Origin of the sequence: Limnohabitans simekii (SeqCode), from assembly GCF_965234735.1 — a bacterium.
GTDB lineage: Bacteria > Pseudomonadota > Gammaproteobacteria > Burkholderiales > Burkholderiaceae_C > Limnohabitans > Limnohabitans simekii.
Window position 1 is genome coordinate 405,724 of record NZ_OZ248540.1, and the last position, 18,190, is coordinate 423,913.

Annotated in this window: 17 protein-coding genes, 1 tRNA gene and 1 pseudogene; 14 read left to right on the plus strand and 5 right to left on the minus strand. The window is 48.7% G+C overall.

Annotated features, from left to right (window positions below):
- From AC8GFP_RS02115 to AC8GFP_RS02170, 12 genes and pseudogenes are all read left to right on the plus strand, one after another.
- Nucleotides 1-867 carry an ABC transporter permease gene (locus AC8GFP_RS02115; RefSeq protein WP_506609774.1) on the plus strand — a complete coding sequence of 289 codons (867 nt, stop codon included), beginning with the start codon at nt 1-3 and terminating at the stop codon, nt 865-867.
- Nucleotides 864-2,165, plus strand: coding sequence for an ABC transporter ATP-binding protein (locus AC8GFP_RS02120; protein WP_506609776.1), 1,302 nt, complete (start codon nt 864-866; stop codon nt 2,163-2,165). Before AC8GFP_RS02115 ends, AC8GFP_RS02120 begins: the two co-directional genes overlap by 4 nt.
- A gap of 44 nt (nt 2,166-2,209) precedes the next feature.
- Complete coding sequence (locus AC8GFP_RS02125; protein WP_506609777.1) at nt 2,210-2,851, plus strand: class I SAM-dependent methyltransferase; 642 nt, start codon at nt 2,210-2,212, stop codon at nt 2,849-2,851.
- Between the two features lie 14 nt (nt 2,852-2,865).
- The gene (locus AC8GFP_RS02130) at nt 2,866-3,765 is read left to right on the plus strand and encodes a class I SAM-dependent methyltransferase (RefSeq protein ID WP_506609779.1); all 900 of its coding nucleotides are present in this window, start codon (nt 2,866-2,868) and stop codon (nt 3,763-3,765) included.
- A gap of 248 nt (nt 3,766-4,013) precedes the next feature.
- Nucleotides 4,014-4,898, plus strand: coding sequence for a class I SAM-dependent methyltransferase (locus AC8GFP_RS02135; protein WP_506609781.1), 885 nt, complete (start codon nt 4,014-4,016; stop codon nt 4,896-4,898).
- On the plus strand, nt 4,895-5,734 hold the full coding sequence (locus AC8GFP_RS02140) for a glycosyltransferase family 2 protein (protein WP_506609783.1): 840 nt from the start codon (nt 4,895-4,897) through the stop codon (nt 5,732-5,734). The genes AC8GFP_RS02135 and AC8GFP_RS02140 overlap by 4 nt, the downstream gene beginning before the upstream one ends.
- Nucleotides 5,731-6,855, plus strand: a complete 1,125-nt coding sequence (locus AC8GFP_RS02145) for a CgeB family protein (RefSeq protein WP_506609785.1) — start codon at nt 5,731-5,733, stop codon at nt 6,853-6,855. The genes AC8GFP_RS02140 and AC8GFP_RS02145 overlap by 4 nt, the downstream gene beginning before the upstream one ends.
- Before the next feature lie 26 nt (nt 6,856-6,881).
- Nucleotides 6,882-7,715 carry a class I SAM-dependent methyltransferase gene (locus tag AC8GFP_RS02150; RefSeq protein WP_506609787.1) on the plus strand — a complete coding sequence of 278 codons (834 nt, stop codon included), beginning with the start codon at nt 6,882-6,884 and terminating at the stop codon, nt 7,713-7,715.
- A gap of 4 nt (nt 7,716-7,719) precedes the next feature.
- Nucleotides 7,720-8,550, plus strand: a complete 831-nt coding sequence (locus tag AC8GFP_RS02155) for a class I SAM-dependent methyltransferase (protein WP_506609789.1) — start codon at nt 7,720-7,722, stop codon at nt 8,548-8,550.
- The gene (locus tag AC8GFP_RS02160; protein WP_506609791.1) at nt 8,550-9,524 is read left to right on the plus strand and encodes a glycosyltransferase family protein; all 975 of its coding nucleotides are present in this window, start codon (nt 8,550-8,552) and stop codon (nt 9,522-9,524) included. The genes AC8GFP_RS02155 and AC8GFP_RS02160 overlap by 1 nt, the downstream gene beginning before the upstream one ends.
- A gap of 94 nt (nt 9,525-9,618) precedes the next feature.
- Nucleotides 9,619-10,732, plus strand: a pseudogene (locus AC8GFP_RS02165) (IS3 family transposase).
- Nucleotides 10,733-10,790: 58 nt separating this feature from the next.
- A complete protein-coding gene (locus AC8GFP_RS02170) occupies nt 10,791-11,861 on the plus strand; it encodes a hypothetical protein (RefSeq protein ID WP_506609793.1) in 1,071 nt (356 codons plus the stop codon).
- Between the two features lie 266 nt (nt 11,862-12,127).
- Here the strand turns inward: AC8GFP_RS02170 and AC8GFP_RS02175 are convergent.
- Nucleotides 12,128-13,215 (minus strand): IS3 family transposase gene (locus AC8GFP_RS02175; RefSeq protein ID WP_506609795.1). Its coding sequence is split into 2 segments (ribosomal slippage): nt 12,128-12,963 and nt 12,963-13,215, totalling 1,089 coding nucleotides; the frame shifts between segments, so codons are not numbered across the junction.
- A 146-nt stretch (nt 13,216-13,361) separates the two neighbouring features.
- On the opposite strand from AC8GFP_RS02175, the gene AC8GFP_RS02180 reads away from it, so the two are divergent.
- Together AC8GFP_RS02180 and greB are read left to right on the plus strand one after the other, a co-directional pair.
- Nucleotides 13,362-13,438 (plus strand) — tRNA-Arg (locus AC8GFP_RS02180).
- An 11-nt stretch (nt 13,439-13,449) separates the two neighbouring features.
- Nucleotides 13,450-14,013 carry a transcription elongation factor GreB gene (greB, locus tag AC8GFP_RS02185; protein ID WP_506609797.1) on the plus strand — a complete coding sequence of 188 codons (564 nt, stop codon included), beginning with the start codon at nt 13,450-13,452 and terminating at the stop codon, nt 14,011-14,013.
- Here greB and AC8GFP_RS02190 read toward each other — a convergent pair.
- The 4 genes from AC8GFP_RS02190 to AC8GFP_RS02205 all read right to left on the minus strand — a co-directional run bounded on the left by AC8GFP_RS02190 (nt 14,004) and on the right by AC8GFP_RS02205 (nt 18,106).
- The gene (locus AC8GFP_RS02190) at nt 14,004-16,241 is read right to left on the minus strand and encodes a RelA/SpoT family protein (RefSeq protein ID WP_506609799.1); all 2,238 of its coding nucleotides are present in this window, start codon (nt 16,239-16,241) and stop codon (nt 14,004-14,006) included. The two genes, greB and AC8GFP_RS02190, sit on opposite strands and share 10 nt — an antisense overlap.
- 107 nt (nt 16,242-16,348) lie before the next feature.
- On the minus strand, nt 16,349-16,552 hold the full coding sequence (gene rpoZ / locus AC8GFP_RS02195; RefSeq protein ID WP_506609801.1) for a DNA-directed RNA polymerase subunit omega: 204 nt from the start codon (nt 16,550-16,552) through the stop codon (nt 16,349-16,351).
- A 19-nt stretch (nt 16,553-16,571) separates the two neighbouring features.
- Entirely contained in the window at nt 16,572-17,195 is a 624-nt protein-coding gene (gmk, locus tag AC8GFP_RS02200; protein ID WP_506610518.1) for a guanylate kinase, read from the minus strand.
- Nucleotides 17,195-18,106 (minus strand): YicC/YloC family endoribonuclease, encoded by a 912-nt coding sequence (locus AC8GFP_RS02205; RefSeq protein WP_506609803.1) that lies wholly within the window; start codon nt 18,104-18,106, stop codon nt 17,195-17,197. The genes gmk and AC8GFP_RS02205 overlap by 1 nt, the downstream gene beginning before the upstream one ends.
- Nucleotides 18,107-18,190 lie beyond the last annotated feature (84 nt).

An 18,190-nucleotide genomic window follows, 5' to 3' on the forward strand; every position in this document is an offset into this window, starting at 1 on the left:
ATGAGTTCAGAAAATTCATTCAAGGAAAAAAAGTGGGATGTTATCATTGCCCCACGAAGTAAAGTAGTTGACCTGAATCTACGAAGCGTTTGGCGCTACCGCGATTTGATATGGATGTTTTTCAAGCGCGATTTTATTGCTTTCTACAAGCAGACCATTCTTGGCCCTCTTTGGTATTTGATACAACCCATATTAACTGCATTCACCTATTTTGTGATATTCGGCAAAATTGCTAATATATCTACTGATGGATTACCTCCCTTTGTGTTTTATATCTCTGGCATTGTCGTTTGGACTTATTTTTCTGCATGCCTGACAAATAATGCGGAAGTGTTTTCAAAAAATGCCCAACTTTTTGGTAAGGTTTATTTTCCGCGACTTGTAGTACCGATTTCGGTTGCTATTAGTGGCATGGTCGCCTTTGCTATTCAGTTTGCCTTACTGCTGGTCGTAAGTATAGGATTCATAATAACCGGAACTGAACTACAGTTTTACTGGCAAGCATTGCCAATGGTTCTTCTTCTGGTGCTTTATGTGGCTTGTCTTGGTATAGGGGTAGGGCTAGTGGTGTCCGCTTTAACAGTGCGGTTTAGAGACCTTGCTTTCGCCACCGGCTTTGTTACCCAATTGTGGATGTTTGCCTCTCCGGTCGTCTATCCTTTTAGCCAAATTCCCGAGAGGTATCGTGTATTTTTCCACTTTAATCCCATGACTGCCCCAATAGAAAGCCTCAGAGCCCTTATGTTCGGTACGGAAGGCGTTGGTGTTACGATCTGGTTAAGTAATCTTTCCATTACCTTGGTCTTGCTGATCCTTGGTCTTGTGCTATTCACGCGCGCAGAATCCAACGCGATGGATACGGTATGAAGAAAGTAATCGTGGCATCGGACGTAGTTATTCACGCCCACAATATAAGCAAGCATTACAGGCTTGGCGTCATCAATCACGGTACACTTTACCGTGACTTGCAAAGCTGGTGGGCGAAAGTTCGTGGCAATCCAGATCCAAATGCGACTGTGGGGGGGGGGTGGAGTCACAACCAATCGCGCGTTGAAGGGGATCTATTTCGGGCCCTTGAAGGGATGAGTTTCGAAGTTTCTCGTGGCGAGATACTTGGCGTTATTGGCGGCAACGGCGCCGGAAAATCCACTCTGCTCAAAGTACTCTCGCGGATAACGGCCCCGACAGGTGGCTGGATCGGGCTAACCGGGCGAGTAGCGAGTCTGCTCGAAGTTGGAACGGGCTTTCATCCTGAACTCACAGGGCGGGAGAACGTCTATTTGAACGGCGCAATTCTTGGAATGTCTTCACGCGAGATTTCACGTAAATTCGACGAAATAGTCAATTTTGCCGAGATCAGCCAATTTATCGACACTCCAGTCAAACGGTATTCATCTGGCATGTACGTTCGACTCGCATTCTCGGTGGCTGCTCATTTGGAGTCTGAAATCCTTCTTGTGGACGAAGTCCTTGCTGTTGGAGACATTGCTTTTCAAAAAAAGTGTCTGGGGAAAATGGAAGGCATCGGATCGAGCGGACGTACTATCCTTTTCGTTAGTCATAACATGGCTGCAATTGAAAACCTATGCACCAAGGCCCTCGTGCTCAAGGATGGGCGCGTCGACTTTCATGGAAAAGTTGAGCAAGGCATTAAACACTACAACGCGTTTTTCGGCGAATCTGAAGGCATAAATTTGGAAGGAGCCCCTAGAGCGGGAGACGGCAGAGCGAGGATTTCCGATGTGTGGTTTTCCGATACAGAAGGCAACCGACTACCAATTCTGAAGTCGGGCCAAGAAGTACGGCTACACATCATCCTGAATCCCGTTGCTGAGAAATGTCGCAATTTGATTCTCGCCGCAGGTATTACTACTCTGCAAGGGGAAGGCGTGCTCCATTTATCCACTGAAACAGGTGGGCTGGAAATCCTTCGCCTAGATACCCCTAGCGTGCTGGTTTGTACGATCCCAAGGTTGTCATTGCGTGGAGGTTACTATTCGATGAATCTGTTCCTCTCCGCTAATGGCGTGGTAACAGATTGGCTTCAAGGTGCTTACAAATTTCAAATTGAAGACGCTGACTTTTATGGGACTGGCAAATTGCCGCCTGATGGATACTCGACTTTTCTTGCAGATTTTTCTTGGGCCATTGAGAAAGAAATATGATAAAGCGAATTCTAAATTATAGCCATTGGCAATTGAGTCGTTTGGTGCAAGCGTTAGACCGTAATTCGAAAAAATACCATGAGGACTCAGTGCAGTTTCAAAAGCTCATGGCGGCTAACACTGAAAAGGTGTTTGAGCAAATGTATGCTGATCCGCAGCTGTTGCAACATTACCTAGTCGATAGCCGACTTGACTTTTATCGATTGGTTGCTAAGAAAGTGGATGACATATTTTCTGGAGATAAGGTCAACGCCGCTTGTGTTGACGTGGGATGCGGCACTGGCCACCTACTAGTGGAATTGCGCAAAGCCGGCTTTGGCGGCCGCCTTGTGGGTCTCGACTCGGCTACTGCAGCTGGGGATCAAGTTCGATCTCACGGTGCATATCTTGAATTCTACCCGGGTTATTTATCCGATCAGCCTTGGCGTAAAGAGTTTGAGCTAGTTCTCTGTACCGAGGTTCTAGAGCATTGTGATTATCCTGCCGAAATTGTGCGTGGCATGATTCAGGCAACAAAATCTGGTGGCTTGATTGTTATTACCGTCCCTGATGGCAGAAAGGATACTTGGGAAGGGCATACTCACTTCTGGAGCCCGGAAAGCTTCAAGCTCTTCATTGAAAGCTTTCAAAAAAATGCCACCTTTGATTATTTCGAGAATACCAATTTTTGTGTGATTCATTGCTGAGTGGTGAGAAAAATATGCTGAAGAAATTGGTAAATAGTCTGTTAATATTATTTGATCTTGAGATAAGGCGAGCAGAGAAACGCAAAAATATATATGTGACTCATTCGGCTTGGGATTATCAATCTACTTATGTCCTACCAAATCACAAAGAATCCGATCATGTAATAGACATTGGCTGCGGGGGCGCGCCATCTCCAATAGCCTCAGTGCTAACGGATTTCTTTCCTGATGAAAGTATCCATCGAGCACGTCCTGTGGTCGAGGATCGCCCATTGATCGTTTGTTCTGCGGATCGTATGCCAATTAGGGACAAGTTTTTTGATTTGTCCATATGCTCCCACGTGCTTGAGCATGTACCTGATCCCGTCAGTGCCGCATCAGAAATTGCTCGTATTTCTAAAAGGGGATATCTGGAAACTCCTGCTTATGGCAAGGATGTGCTGGTTGGTACTGGCCACCAGCACATCTGGCAGGTAGTAAGTGACAATGGTCTATTCCATTTTTTTCCCTATACGCAACGCCAGCATCAAACGCATGCCGATTCACCCTTAATGTCGATCTGGTGCCAGGATGAGTTTCACCCGTGGCAACCTTTCTTCTGGGAAAGGCAGGATATCTTTAATGCCATTCAGTTCTGGGAAAATGCGCCTAAGGTTTGTGTTCACGGAACTCAGCTTCGTAAGGTAGAGAAAGTTGTTTCCGAGTGGCAGCCGATTGCTACCGCGCGCCTGCCCAGCATACCCTCTGCGCTAAGTCAGGCGGAAATTGCCTTACTGGAAGCTTGCCTGATTACTCCCGACGGTAGTGGCACCATGCGCTTTTCGAATGGTGAGTTCGTGGATATTACGGGAAACATTAAATATCCAGCACGTGGAAAGCGAATTTATTTTGAGATGGCCCCCTTACCGAATTGAGTTGATAACCCACTTTAAGCTTATTGTGCAATATCCTTATTATTGAATAAGCAGGCTTTCAGCGCCAAGGAAACAAAGCTTTGCAACCAGAACAAACTACAAACGTGAATCGCACTTTCGGAAAAGGCCACTCATGCTGTCCAGTATGCACCGGTTCTGAGATGACATCTATTCGCCCTGCTTTTGACGACCGTTATGGTTGTCCCGACCTATTCTCCCTGGTTCGATGCAATGCCTGCGGTCACTTCATGACCTCTCCTGCCTTTAAGGAGGAGGAGTTGGGCAGTCTATACAGCACATATTACCCCCGTAAGCATGTTGTTACTGCAGACTTGGTTGAGGCTGCAAAGGAAGTCGCAGGCCCATTGACTCGGCTGCACCGTTGGTGGGGTGGAACAAATAATCAAGGGCAATACACGGTGTCCCGCGGTCAGGTTATGCTCGATGTAGGCTGTGGAAGCGGCTTATCACTCTTGGAAGCCCAAGGGTTTGGTGCGGAGGCCTATGGAATTGAGGCGGATCCCAATATCCGCCGTATTTCCGACGAACTCGGGCTTCGAGTACATATCGGTAGCCTTCATGATCAGCCGTTTCCGGGGGTTAGCTTTGATCTGATTGTGCTCAACCAGGTGATTGAGCACATTCCCCAACCGGGAAAGGCCTTGGTCGCCCTGAAAGAACGATTAAAGCCTAATGGGCGGCTCGTGCTAGTTTTTCCCAACAGACATTCTCTTTGGCAGAGACTTTTCGATACAAAGTGGATCAATTGGCACATCCCTTACCACCTTCACCACTTTGATAAAAAAGGTTTTCGGGCTCTTGCGTTGCGCCATGGCTTCCGGCTCATTCGCGAGAAGACGATTACCCCGAACATTTGGTTGATTTTGCAGTGGAGAGCATGGCGTGAATCACCTAGCCTAGGGACGCCTAGCGCTATATGGGAAGTCAAAACTCCGACAGATGTCGCTTCTGATTTTCGCACAAGGCCGCTCATTCAAAGTTGGCGTAAAGCATTACGTAAATTTCTAAAGCAGCTTGCTTTCGTCTGTTTGATATTGATGAACCGCCTTGTAGACCTGGCTGGACAGGGCGACAGTATTTTGGTCGAGATCCAGATCAAAGAAATGTCATGACAGTCCATGTGCTTATTCCCGTATTTAACCGTCTGGAGATGACCCGGCGCGCGCTTGACTGTTTACAAACCCAGCAATTGGATGAGCCAATCCGCCTAATCGTGATTAACGACGGTTCAACTGATGGCACGACAGAGTTCTTATCTGCTCAGAAGGACATCACTGTCCTCAACGGTGACGGATCCCTCTGGTGGGGAGGGGCGATCGAGGCTGGTTTGCAGTTCGTACTTGAGAATGTTCATTTGTCAGACTGGGTCTTGCTAGTGAATAATGATACTCAGTTCGACACGAAATTTGTCCAGCGGTTGCTCGATACCGCTCGTGCCTACGCTCCAGCGGCCGTGGGAAGTGTAATTTGCGACGAGGCAGCTCCTAATCAACTTCTGTCTATCGGAGCGGTGTTGGACACTTGGCGCCTAAGGGTGCGCGACAAGCTGGAACAACCGCGAATCCGAGATTTATCCAAAGGCCCTCATCCTGTAGATGCCTTGAGCGGACGCGGTACGCTCTATCCTGTAGCGGCCTTCAGTATTGCGGGCACTATGAAGACTGCTTGGCTTCCCCACTACTTGGCCGATTACGAACTTGCATTACGTGTGCGCAATGCCGGCTACAAGTTGTTGGTATCGGAAGCCACAGCGGTCCTTTCGGAAAACGAATACGGCAATTCATATCAACCTGCCAGGCTGATAGATATTTTTTTCTCAGTTCGCTCTGCATATTATTTACCTGCCATATTTGCCTTCTGGTGGCGTGCCAGTTCTTTAGTGGAACGTTTGACACTGCTGCCAAGGCTTATTTATGTGAGTCTTAAACATCGCCGATCTCTATTATGAAAATTGTTATCGTTGATACCTACTACCCGGCTTTTTTAACTCGCTTTTACTCGCAACAAAATGGATTGGCAGCGACCGACTATTCAACTCAACTGCAAGCTATTTTGAATGCCTGCTTCGGCACTTCGGATTTCTACAGCCGACATCTGAATTCGTTGGGCTGCGAAGCCCAAGATCTAGTAGTAAATTGCATCCCGTTACAACAGGCTTGGGCGAACGCGAATAATGTCCCGTTCTCGCAGTTGGCATTGAAGATTCCCCACCGTCTTTTTCGTGTGCCACTGGTCGGAAGATTTCTAGCCGACCTCCCCGGCCTAATGGATGTAGCCATTGCCCAGATCAAGGCTGCAAAGCCAGATGTTCTTTACTGCCAAGACTTGTCTTTTTTTCCAAGCGAGGTTCTACGCGAGCTAAAGCAGTATGTACGACTTGTCGTTGGCCAAATAGCCTGCCCGCTTCCGCCCGAATCCTTTCTTAAAGGCTACGACCTGATTCTGAGTTCTTTTCCGCACTTCGTTGACCGCTTGCGCGCGCTTGGTGTTGCATCTGAATATTTTCGCATTGGCTTTGATGAGCGCGTTTTGAAATTGCTAAGTAATGTAGATAAAGACATAGACTTTAGTTTCGTGGGTGGTATCAGCCGCAACCACGGCGGGGCAGTTCCTTTGCTGGAACACTTGACAGAGCGAACCACAATACGTGTCTTCGGTTATGGTGCCGATAGCTTGCCTTCGTCCTCCCCAATACACCAACGACACGGTGGCGAAGTTTGGGGCTTAGATATGTACCGCGCCCTAGCACGCAGTCGAATCACGTTGAATCGCCATATAAATGTAGCGGAGAACAACGCTAATAATATGCGGTTGTTTGAGGCTACCGGGGTTGGGTCCATGTTACTGACCGACCGTAAGGACAATCTACATAAGCTTTTCGACATCGATAGTGAAGTGGTTGCCTATTCCAGCAAGGAGGAGGCGAGCGAAATGGTGCGTTACTACTTAACATACCCAGAAAAGGCTAAAGCAATTGCCAAGGCAGGTCAAATTCGCACTTTGCGAGAACATACTTATGCTATTCGCATGAATGAGTTGGTACAAATTATTAGACATCATCTTAAGTAGAAATTTTAACCACTGGAGCTTTTAACATGTTAATGAAATTAGGTAGGAAATTGCCCACTAGTTTGAAGACAAAACTAAAAAAAATATTTAATAGAAAATTCAGGCGATCAATTGCGATGAGTTATTACGAAGAAAAACTTGCACTAATCGATAAATGGATTTGCCTTGATAAAGAAACCTCGAACTTCTATTACAGACTAACGCCACTCAACCGTGATCAGCTTGCCCAAATGATCGCAACTGTTACCGGCGCGGAATACAACGTAATTATTCAGTATTTCGATGAACTAGAGGGTGACACCGAACTGCGACGCCATCTGGAAGATGCGCTAAGAGGAACAAAATACGGTACGGAAATAAATATAGATTACGCACGAAGACTCGGTTGGTACGCGTTTATTCGGGTTCTTAAGCCACGTGTTGTCGTTGAAACGGGTGTTGATCATGGCGTTGGGTCGTGTGTTCTTGCAAGTGCGCTACTCCGCAACATTGCGGAGGGACATGCGGGTCAATATTATGGTACAGAAATTCGCAAGGAGGCCGGTCAACTGTTTAGCGGAAAATACGCTAGCGTGGGAAAGATTCTTTACGACGACTCGATCACGTCGCTCAAGAAACTCGAAGAAAAAATCGACCTATTCGTGAACGACAGCGACCACAGCGGGGAATACGAGTACCAAGAATACGTGACGATCGTAGACAAACTGGCGGATAAGGGGATAATTCTTGGCGATAATGCGCACGTAACTGATAGCCTCTCTCGATTTTCGAAGGAGAAAAACAGAAAGTATTTATTTTTCTGCGAAAAACCAGAAGACCATTGGTATCCAGGGGCTGGTATAGGTGTATCTTTCAAATAAGACCATGCTTCTCAATTTGTGGTTGAAGACTAAAATCACCATCGATTCCTTACTAAGCGAGTTTCCTGTGTTCAAGCGCTTTATTCGCAGATTGCGAAATAGCTTTTATTCGGGCGAAAAAATTTCATCCGGTTATATTGCACTTCAGGGTGAAGAGGCAAATTCCGAAGGATGGCGGTTGCGTAATTCATGGCAGGATAGTGCGTTGCCTCGAAAGCAGCGTGCTCTAGTAGAACGACAATTACATAAATATCGGTATGGCGCCCCGATTGATGTTTTCGATGTATTCACAAGCTGCCTGCGTTCCTTGTCAGGTGTTACTCCTGGTATGTCCTTACTTGAAATCGGTTGCTCAAGCGGCTTCTATTCAGAGGTGTTGGAGATATCTGGTTTGCCATTGAGATATGCAGGGTGTGATTACTCCGAAGCCTTTATCAGGCTGGCACGAGAAAAATATCCGTCCATCGAATTTGCCGTAGAAGACGCCACAGCTTTAAATTATCCAGATCGTAACTTCGATATCGTAGTTTCCGGTTGCTGCTTATTACATATCCCAGAATATGTCAAGGCGATTGAGGAAACGGCGCGTGTCGCTCGCTGCTATGCCATCTTCCATCGAACACCAGTGGTATGGGGTCAACCAGAACAGTGGTATCGCAAGCAGGCCTACGGCGTCGAGACAGTAGAAATCCATTTCAATGAGACGGAATTTTTAGCCTTGTTACAGCTTCACGGCTTGGAACTATTGGCTACGCACACACTTTATGCAGAAGAGCAAGATGTCTCTAGTCTGATAGGTCATGCAATTCGCACCTATGTTTGTAGGAAAAAATAATGAATACACGTTACTTCTGCACGCTTTTTAATAGTGGTTATCTGCTCAAAGGGATTGCCATGATTCGTAGCCTGAAGCACTTCTGCCCTGCCATTAAGGTCTACGTGCTTTGCATGGACGAACAAACCAAATCTATTTTGGAGCGCCTAAATCTGCCCTTCGTCATTTGCATCACCCTGGTGGAAGTTGAAAACAAGGAATTGCTCAAGGCCAAGGCAGGCCGTGGCGTAGCCGAATACTGCTGGACGCTCTCGTCGTGCTTCACTTGGTATGTGATTCAGAACAATCCAGAAATTGACTTTCTGACTTATCTCGATGCCGACCTTCTTTTTTATTCTGATGTGCAACCGCTATTTGACGAGATTGGGGGAGCTTCTATCGCCATAATCGAACACCGCTTTACCGAACGTCTTAAAGACCGAGAAATTAACGGTCGGTTTTGCGTAGAGTGGGTCAGCTTTCGACGCGATGATCAAGGACTGGCTTGTCTTTCACGCTGGCGTGATCAGTGTATCGAATGGTGCTACAACCGCATAGAGGACGGAAAAATGGGCGACCAAAAATACTTAGATGAATGGCCAAATCGCTACTCATTTTGCCACATTATAATGCACCCCGGTGCTGGTATTGCGCCATGGAACTATGCACAATACCATTTTGGAAAAGATATAAACGGTAATCTCACTGTTGAAGGTAGTTCATTGATCTTCTACCACTTTCACCAGTTTCAGCTACTCGATAACGGGAAGTTTGATCGTTTATCTGGTTTCTACACCTCAGAATGCACAGAACCAAATGATATTTACAATATTTACGAAGAGATATTGAAGAATATCCATAAAGATGTTTTGGCTGTAGCTCCAAACTTTAGTGCTGGATTGCAGCGAGCTCAGGGCGTTTTCTTGCGTCGGTTGATTCAGAAATATATCCCCACCACAATCAAAAACTATGTTCGAAAATTTATACACACATAATATTTAAATTTTTATAACTGAGTTAGCCCCCTGAAACACAGTCCCATCGGTAATTCTTAAACTAACAACTAGGAATACGACTATGGATATGCCTATGTCTTCAATAAGACCCAGCCGGGTGGAAGTGGTCACCAGTGTTCAGCGGCGAAGACGCTGGACACCCGAGCAGAAGCTTGAAATTGTGAAACAGACCAACGAACCAGGAAGTTCTGTGTCGTTGGTGGCCAGGGCGCATGGTTTGTCGGCGGCTCAATTGTTTCAATGGCGCAAAGCTTATATGGAAGGTTCTTTGGTGGCGGTTGGTGCCAACGAAACTGTGGTGCCAGCATCTGATCTTCAAGATGCAATGAGACGGATTAAACAACTTGAAGGGGCATTGGGCCGCAAGACTTTGGAGAACGAGATTCTCAAGGAGGCTGTGGACTTTGCCAAAGCAAAAAAGTGGATTGCGCGCTCGCCTGTGCAGAAGGTCTCAACCCAAGACTGATGACGCCCAGGTCAGAGAAGCCATTGCTGATGTGGTAGAGGAGCGAGCCACCTATGGTTACAGGCGTGTTTGGGCGCGGCTGCGTATCGATGGGGAGAGGATCAATCACAAGCGTGTCTACCGTGTCATGCGCGACGAGGGTTTGCTGTTGTTTAGACAAGGCAACAAGCCTTTGGACACCAGGAAACATGACGGCAAAGTGGCCGTGAAGGAAAGTGACACGCGGTGGTGCTCAGACGGGCTGGAGCTGTCTTGCGACAACGGTGAACGGGTTCGCGTGGCGTTTGCCTTGGACTGTTGCGACAGAGAGGTCATGAGTTGGGTAGCCACCACCAAAGGCATTGATGCCGCACTGGTGGGGGACTTGATGATGCAGGCAGTGGAGAAGAGCTTTGGATCAAATGGCAAGCCACCTCAAACGATTGAATGGCTGACCGATAACGGAAGCTGCTACACAGCAACTGAGACCCGAAGCTTTGCCAGGCAGTTGGGCTTGAAGCCGGTAACGACACCAGTGACAAGCCCACAGAGCAATGGCATGGCAGAGAGCTTCGTCAAGACGTTCAAAAGAGACTATGCAAAGCTGGCCAACAGACCTGACTCCCAAACGGTGATGAGCCAATTGAAGGCATGGTTCGATGACTACAATTCTTACCACCCGCACAGCGCATTGGGATATTTGCCGCCACAGATGTTTCGAGAGAAACGATCGGAAAATTAAAACTGCCGGTGGTACTGAGTTACAGGGTCAACTCCATAAACAAACTTAACACAGGCAAATGAATTATAGCATTTCTGCTTTTCGATATTTTAGCATTGGCTTATTAATAATATTTATTTTATCGTTCTGGGCCGGTCTGAGAGGGTTTGACGGCGTAGACACCGAGGTCTATCTTCTTTTTTATCAAAAATTAATAGATAACGGTATTGTAGGAATACAAAGTTGCCAATCGTTCGAGCCAGTATATTGTGGTTTATCTTTCACTGCTGGATATATTTCTAACAACATTTTTTTTGTACATTATTTTTGGGTTTTTATTTATTTTTCTACAACGTTTAGAGCGTTTTCAATATTATATAACTTGGTGTCGCCAAAATATAAATTTCGATTCGTTGCCGTCTTATTTTTTACCTTTATTGCAATAAATTTTATTGACCCACAAATTGTATTTTTTCTAACGCGCCAATATGTTGCCAGCGCGTTTCTGATGCTAGGTTTCGCAAAGATAGCAACTGACAAGAACCCGTCAATTAGCTTTATTATTGCAACGCTAATTCATTTTGGTGCCTTTCCAATTGCATTAATTGCATATGTTCTATCAAGAAAGTTTGAATTAAAGTGGTGGTACACAATCACGCTTCCCGGCGCTGTGCTTCTATTAATTTATTTTTGGGATAGCTACATTTTTGAAGTATATTTTGAGTCATTAAAGTATAAGAGTGTTGAATATTCTGATAAAAATGATGGAGATGTTACGCCAATTCAGGAGGTGAAGTTAATTTTATACTGGGGGTTATCTGCTTGGTTCTTTCTGCGTAAACGTATAAAAATTGTCTTAGCTCTCTTTTTTATTTATATATTTTATTTATTGACGAGTTTTAATGATTTATTACACTTGCGGTATTATAAATATCTTGAATCGATGTCCTGGCCTGCTGTATTTATGCTTAGTTATTTTTTTAAAAGGCAAGCCCCTTATTTTATTGTTGCAGTTCTATCTTTCAGGATTTACAAATATTTAATCCTTGTTTCTCCCGAGTCTGGTGTTTTTAATGTCTCAATGTTTTGGGCTAGGCATGTATTTTCTTTTTTGTTATCATGGTTAGAATCTAATATTATTAAATTTTAATATGCGCCGGATTAAGGGACGAAGTCCAACTTTGAATAACCGATGGTTGGGTGGCTGAGGATTTTTAGCTTTCAATGCTTCTTGACTTGGCAGTCTAAGTTGCTTATGACCTACAAGCACCTCAGCCAAGCAGAAAGATATATGTTCACGCCTGAATCGCCCAGGGTTTTGGGAAGGTTCCAAACTTTGAGAAGAACTATGAACAAGAAATCGAATCGTTCCCCAAGTAATCCTCCCCTTTTGCAAGGGCCGTAGAAGTAGAAACGTTATGCAGCCATGGCCAGCCGCTGCTTGGGTGTGAATCCGCCCAAGGCCATGTTTGGGCGGTCATGGTTGTAAGACCACATCCACTTCGTTGCAAAGTCTTGAACCTCTGCCCAGTCTGACCAATAGTACTGTGACAGCCATTCGTACCGCACTGTCCTATTGAACCGTTCAACATAGGCGTTTTGCTGAGGGTTGCCAGGTTGAATATATTCAAGCCTGATTCGCCACTCTTGAGCCCAAGTCTGTATTGCCGCACTGATGTATTCGGGGCCGTTGTCACATCGAATTACCTGCGGCCTTCCGCGCCACGAGATGATCTGCTTGAGCTCCCGAATCACCCGCTCTGAAGGTAACGAGAAGTCGACCTCCATCCCAATGGCTTCGCGGTTGAAGTCGTCAATGACATTGAACAACCGAAACGTTCTGCCGTCTTCGAGCTGGTCGTGCATGAAATCCATCGACCACACCTGGTTAATCGCCAACGGCACTGTCAAGGCCTCGGGTTTTTCACGAACAAGCCGTTTGCGCGGCTTGATGCGCAAGTTGAGCTCCAGCTCCTTGTAGATGCGATACACACGCTTGTGGTTCCATTTGAAGCCCTTGACGTTGCGCAGATACAGATAGCACAGGCCAAAGCCCCAGCTGCGATGGTTATCGGTCAGTTTGACCAACCAATTGGCCACCTCATCGTTCTCAGCGTCGCGCTTACGCTCGTAGCGATAGCAGGACTCGCTGATTCGAAATGCCACACAGGCGACACGAATGCACACGCCTTGCTCAGAAACCACCTTGTAGGCCATCTCCCGTCTGCGAGATGGCCTCACCACTTTTTTTCGAGCGCCTCCGAGACAATTTCAGCCTTGAGCTTTTCCTCAAGGTACATCTTCTTCAAGCGGCGGTTCTCTTCTTCCAGCTCTTTCATGCGCGACATCATGGACACATCCATGCCGCCATACTTGGCCCGCCATTTGTAAAACGTCGCCGAACTGATGCCTAACTCGCGGCAAATATCTGGGACACCAATGCCAGCTTCAACCCTTTTGACTGAATCAATGATCTGGCTGTCCGTGAATTTCGATCTCTTCATTTAGAACCTCTTCCATTGGAAAAAATTCTACTTCTCAGACCTTTGGTTCTAGGGGACGATTACCATATAAGTTGCTGAGAAAACGGGCTGATTTCCTTCGAGTCCGCGAGGCCCCACCATTTTTTTAGGTTAAGATGGGAACAAGTGCGGCTGTAGCTCAGCTGGATAGAGTACTTGGCTACGAACCAAGGGGTCGTGGGTTCGATTCCTGCCAGCCGCACCATTTTTTTCCTTATGAATAAAGCGTTTACCCGCGAAACATCCAGCGAAGACGAGGACGATGAGTCCCTCGCACCGGCCCTGCCAACGGGCACCAAAAACTACATGACGCCCCAAGGCTACGACCGCATGCGGTCTGAGCTGTTGCAACTGATTGACGATGAACGGCCCAAGGTGGTTGAAATCGTGCATTGGGCTGCCAGCAATGGGGACCGCTCGGAAAACGGCGACTACATCTACGGCAAAAAACGTTTGCGCGAAATTGATCGCCGCATTCGCTTTCTCACCAAGCGCTTGGAGTTGGCCAGTGTTTCAGACCCGAGCGTTCATCATGGCAACGATCAAATTTTCTTTGGTGCCACCGTCACCTATGAAGACCTGCAAGGGCAAGCCACCACCGTCACCATCTTGGGCATCGATGAAGCCGACAGTTTGAAGGGACAGGTGAGTTGGGTCTCCCCGATTGCACGTGCCTTGCTCAAATCGCGTGTGGGCGATGTAGTGAAACTGCAAACCCCCAAGGGGGTGCAAGACATTGAGGTGGTGCAAGTGAGCTACCCAGCACCTGCTCAGGCGTGACGTTGTGAAATCACGCGTCGGGCCAGGCTGACCGAGGGCAAGCGCTGCAAGGTGGACAAGACGCTTTCCAAATGCGAGGTATCTTGCACCGCAATCAAGAATTTCAAATCGGTGGCTTGTTGACCGCTGACTTCATCGGCCATGCTGACCAACTTGATGTCGGCTTGCGCTGATGTGATGGCCGAGGCCACACTGGCCAACACACCTTTGCCGTTCAACACGGTCACCACAATGCTGGCTTCGAAAGTGCGCAGGGGTTCATCCGACCATTCCACGGCAATGAAGCGTTCGCTGTCTTTGAGTTTCAAGCGTTGAGCCACATGGCATTCCTCGGTGTGGACGACCAAGCCCTCGCCACGGCCCAAATAACCAACGATGCGGTCGCCTGGCAGGGGGTGGCAGCATTCTGCGTAGGTGACAGACGCGTTGTTGCTGCCATCGACCACCACGCCGCCTTGAGAGATGCTTTCATGGGCGGTGAAGCGCTCTCGGCTGATGAGCAGGGGGTCTGGTTTTTCGCCCAAATCGGCCAACAAACCCACCAATCGCTTGGCCACGATGCTGGCCACGCGCTTGCCCAAGCCAATGTCAGTCAGCAATTCAGCACGGTTTTTGCTGCCGGTGAAATGCAGCAACTTGCCCCAAGAATGGCGGTGGGTGGCATCCAAAGCAGGCAACTGGATGAAGCCTTCTGCGCGTAAAGCTTGCGCCAATAATTTTTCGCCCAACTCGATGGATTCAGACTTGGCTTGGGTTTTCAAGTAGTGGCGAATTTTGGAGCGTGCTCTGCCGGTGCGCACAAAGCCCAGCCATGCTGGGTTGGGTGTGCTGTCTGGTGCAGTTTCAACCTCAATCACATCGCCATTGCGCAGTTCGGTGCGCAGCGGCACGGTTTCACCATTGATTTTGGCTGTGGTGACATGGTCGCCCACATTGCTGTGCACGGCATAAGCAAAATCCACCACGGTGGCGCCGCGCGGCAAGGCCATGATGTGGCTCTTGGGCGTGAACACATAAACAGCATCGGGGAACAAATCGACTTTCACATGGTCCCAAAACTCGGCGGCGTCGCGTGTTTCGTCCTGAATATCCAGCAAGGACTGCAACCACTGTGTGCCTACGCGCTCTGATTTTTCGCTGCTGTCAGGTGACTTGTAAAGCCAATGCGCTGCAATACCGGACTCGGCCACCAAGTGCATGGCTTCGGTGCGCAATTGAAACTCCACATTGATGCCTGCAGGTCCCACCAAGGTGGTGTGCAGTGATTGGTAGCCATTGACTTTGGCAATGGCAATGTGGTCTTTGAATTTGCCTGGAACAGGTTTGTAGAGTTGGTGCAGCAGCCCCAAGCCGGTGTAACAGTCCACCAAATGCGGTACCAAAATACGCATACCGTAAATATCAGTCACTTGCGCAAAGCTCAGGTGCTTGGACTGCATTTTTTGGTAGATGGAAAACAGGGTTTTCTCGCGACCAAAAATACGCACATCCAGCTTGCCTTTGGCGAATGCGGCTTCCACTTCTTTTTGCAGTTTTTGCAGCAAGTCTCGGCGGCGGCTGCGTGCTTTGAGAACGGCTTTTTCAAGAATGGCGTAGCGCCAAGGCTTGAGATGCCTGAAGGCCAAGTCTTGCAGTTCGCGGTAGGTTTGGTTCAGGCCCAAGCGGTGCGCGATGGGCGCGTAAATTTCCAGGGTTTCGCTGCTGATACCTTGCCAACGGTGGCGCGGCATGGCCTCCATGGTGCGCATGTTGTGGGTGCGATCGGCCAACTTCACCAAGATGACGCGCACGTCTTGCGCCATGGCCAAGAGCATTTTGCGAAAGGACTCGACCTGTCCTTCCTCTTTGGTGTCAAAGCTCAGTTTGTCTAATTTGGTGAGACCATCGACCAACTCGGCCACGGTGGCCCCAAACTTCTCGACCAAATCGGCTTTGGTGACGCCGCAGTCTTCCATCACATCGTGCAGCAAGGCGGCCATCAAGGCTTGTGCATCCAATTTCCAATCGGTGCACTGCAAGGCCACAGCGATGGGATGGGTGATGTAGGGCTCGCCGCTGCGGCGGGTCACGCCCAAATGGGCTTCATCGGCGAATTTGTAGGCACGGCGCACTTGCTCGATGCCTTCGGGCCCCAGGTAATCGAGTTTGCTCACCAGCGAAGCAAAGCTGGCCGCTGCTGCATTGGTGGCGGCTTTTTTGTCGATGGCGGTGTTGTCAGCGTGGCCCATGGGCTAACTGTAGCGTTTTGTCAAAGCCACAGGGCTGGGGCGAAAAAAAAGCACTGGTTTAGCAGTGCTTTTGTAGGAATGGCTGCTACAGAGAGCAACCATCTGGATTAACCGGGTACTTTTTTCAACATTTCAATGCCGATTTTGCCAGCAGCGATTTCGCGCAGGGCGGTGACGCCTGGCTTGTTTTTGCTCTCAATTTTGGGCGTGTGACCTTGGGCCAACATGCGAGCGCGGTAAGTGGCAGCCAAGACCAATTGGAAGCGGTTGGGGATTTGTGCGAGACAGTCTTCAACAGTGATGCGTGCCATGGTGCGGTGCTCCGGGGTGTTAGGTGAGGTTCAGTGCCTGAAAAATATCGGACCTGCTTCGGCGCTGGGACGCGTATTTGAGTCTTTGCGCATGAACAATGGCTTTGAGGTCGAACAAAGCCTTGTCAAAAAGTTGATTGATTATAACGAAGTCGAATTCATGGGCCTGGGCCATCTCTTGGGCGGCGTTTTGCAAGCGAATCTCCACCACCTCGGGGCTGTCTTCACCCCGTCGCAACAAACGTGAACGCAGCTCATCCCAGCTGGGGGGCAGGATGAAGATAAGGACGGCGTTGCTGAAAATTTTCTTGATTTGAATCGCGCCTTGGAAGTCAATTTCCAAAATCACGTCCAAACCCTTGGCAATGCGTTCTTCGATGGTGGCTTTGGAGGTTCCGTAGCGGTTGCCATGCACATGGGCCCACTCTAGAAAAGCGTTGGCTTGCACCATGGCGTCAAATTCAGCCTCTGACACGAAGAAATACTCGCGGCCATGGAACTCTTGGCCACGTGGGGAGCGCGTGGTGTGGGACACCGAATGCTCGACACGAGAGTCCAGTTCCATCAAGGCTTTGACCAAGCTGGATTTGCCTGCACCACTGGGGGCAGCGACGACGTAGAGGTTGCCAGGGTAGGTATTCATCATTCGAGGTTTTGGACTTGTTCACGCATTTGCTCGATCAGCACTTTCATGTCCAACGAAATGCGTGTGAGTTCGATGGCGCTGGATTTGGAGCCCAAGGTGTTGGCTTCTCGGTGCAGTTCTTGAATCAGGAAATCCAAACGCTTGCCAACACCTTCCTTCTGCGTTTTCAAGCCCAGCAAGCGGTTGATTTCATCCAAATGGGTTTTCAGTCGTGTGATTTCTTCGGCCACATCCGCGCGAATGGCGAAGCTGGCCGCTTCTGCCAAGGCACGTTCGTGCACTGATTCGGGCAAAGCTTGCGCATCGGCCAGGGCCAAGGCCTCGCGCCATCGTTCTAAAAATTTCTGTTTTTGCAGCTCAACGGTTTGGGGTACCAAGGGCAGGGCAAGATCAGCCAAGACATGCAGTTGCTTGGCGCGGGACAACAAATCTTGCACCAGGCGTTGGCCTTCGCGTTCACGGGCTTGGCACAACTGCGCAACCAAGTCTTTACCCAGCGCCAGCACATCGGCCGTCACATCTTCCGACAGGTGGGGTGTTGCGCTGGCCAAACGCATCACTTCGGCCACCGACAAAGGGGTGGCATGCGGCAACCACATGCGCACGTTGTCTTGAATCTTCACCAGGTTTTGCAGCATGGCCGTGTCAGGACTCGCTAAAGCGGCATCAGGCGCAGCTTCGAGGTGGGCGCGAAGCTCAACCTTGCCGCGTTTGATCTGGCCGCTGATCAACTCGCGCAGGGCGGGCTCTTGCGCCCGGAGTTCATCGGGCAGGCGAAAAGTCAGATCAAGGTAGCGGCTGTTGACCGAGCGGATTTCCATGCCCAGCCGCAAGCCCACAGGTGAAGGCGCAGTGGCGCCAAGTTGTGACTGTGCACTGGCATAGCCGGTCATGCTTTGCAGGGACATGGCGCTCTCAAATTCAAAAGCCGCATTATCTCAGGCACAGCCTGCCCCACCTGAACGACAATCGCCGCTGTTCTCAAAGGCCTG

Coding starts and splice junctions, on each gene's coding strand:
- AC8GFP_RS02115 (WP_506609774.1), top strand. CDS start 1: ATGAGTTCAGAAAATTCATTCAAGGAAAAAAAGTGGGATGTTATCATT.
- AC8GFP_RS02120 (WP_506609776.1), top strand. CDS start 864: ATGAAGAAAGTAATCGTGGCATCGGACGTAGTTATTCACGCCCACAAT.
- AC8GFP_RS02130 (WP_506609779.1), top strand. CDS start 2,866: ATGCTGAAGAAATTGGTAAATAGTCTGTTAATATTATTTGATCTTGAG.
- AC8GFP_RS02135 (WP_506609781.1), top strand. CDS start 4,014: ATGACCTCTCCTGCCTTTAAGGAGGAGGAGTTGGGCAGTCTATACAGC.
- AC8GFP_RS02140 (WP_506609783.1), top strand. CDS start 4,895: ATGACAGTCCATGTGCTTATTCCCGTATTTAACCGTCTGGAGATGACC.
- AC8GFP_RS02145 (WP_506609785.1), top strand. CDS start 5,731: ATGAAAATTGTTATCGTTGATACCTACTACCCGGCTTTTTTAACTCGC.
- AC8GFP_RS02150 (WP_506609787.1), top strand. CDS start 6,882: ATGTTAATGAAATTAGGTAGGAAATTGCCCACTAGTTTGAAGACAAAA.
- AC8GFP_RS02155 (WP_506609789.1), top strand. CDS start 7,720: ATGCTTCTCAATTTGTGGTTGAAGACTAAAATCACCATCGATTCCTTA.
- AC8GFP_RS02160 (WP_506609791.1), top strand. CDS start 8,550: ATGAATACACGTTACTTCTGCACGCTTTTTAATAGTGGTTATCTGCTC.
- AC8GFP_RS02170 (WP_506609793.1), top strand. CDS start 10,791: ATGAATTATAGCATTTCTGCTTTTCGATATTTTAGCATTGGCTTATTA.
- greB (WP_506609797.1), top strand. CDS start 13,450: ATGAATAAAGCGTTTACCCGCGAAACATCCAGCGAAGACGAGGACGAT.
- AC8GFP_RS02190 (WP_506609799.1), bottom strand. CDS start 16,241: ATGGGCCACGCTGACAACACCGCCATCGACAAAAAAGCCGCCACCAAT.
- rpoZ (WP_506609801.1), bottom strand. CDS start 16,552: ATGGCACGCATCACTGTTGAAGACTGTCTCGCACAAATCCCCAACCGC.
- gmk (WP_506610518.1), bottom strand. CDS start 17,195: ATGAATACCTACCCTGGCAACCTCTACGTCGTCGCTGCCCCCAGTGGT.
- AC8GFP_RS02205 (WP_506609803.1), bottom strand. CDS start 18,106: ATGTCCCTGCAAAGCATGACCGGCTATGCCAGTGCACAGTCACAACTT.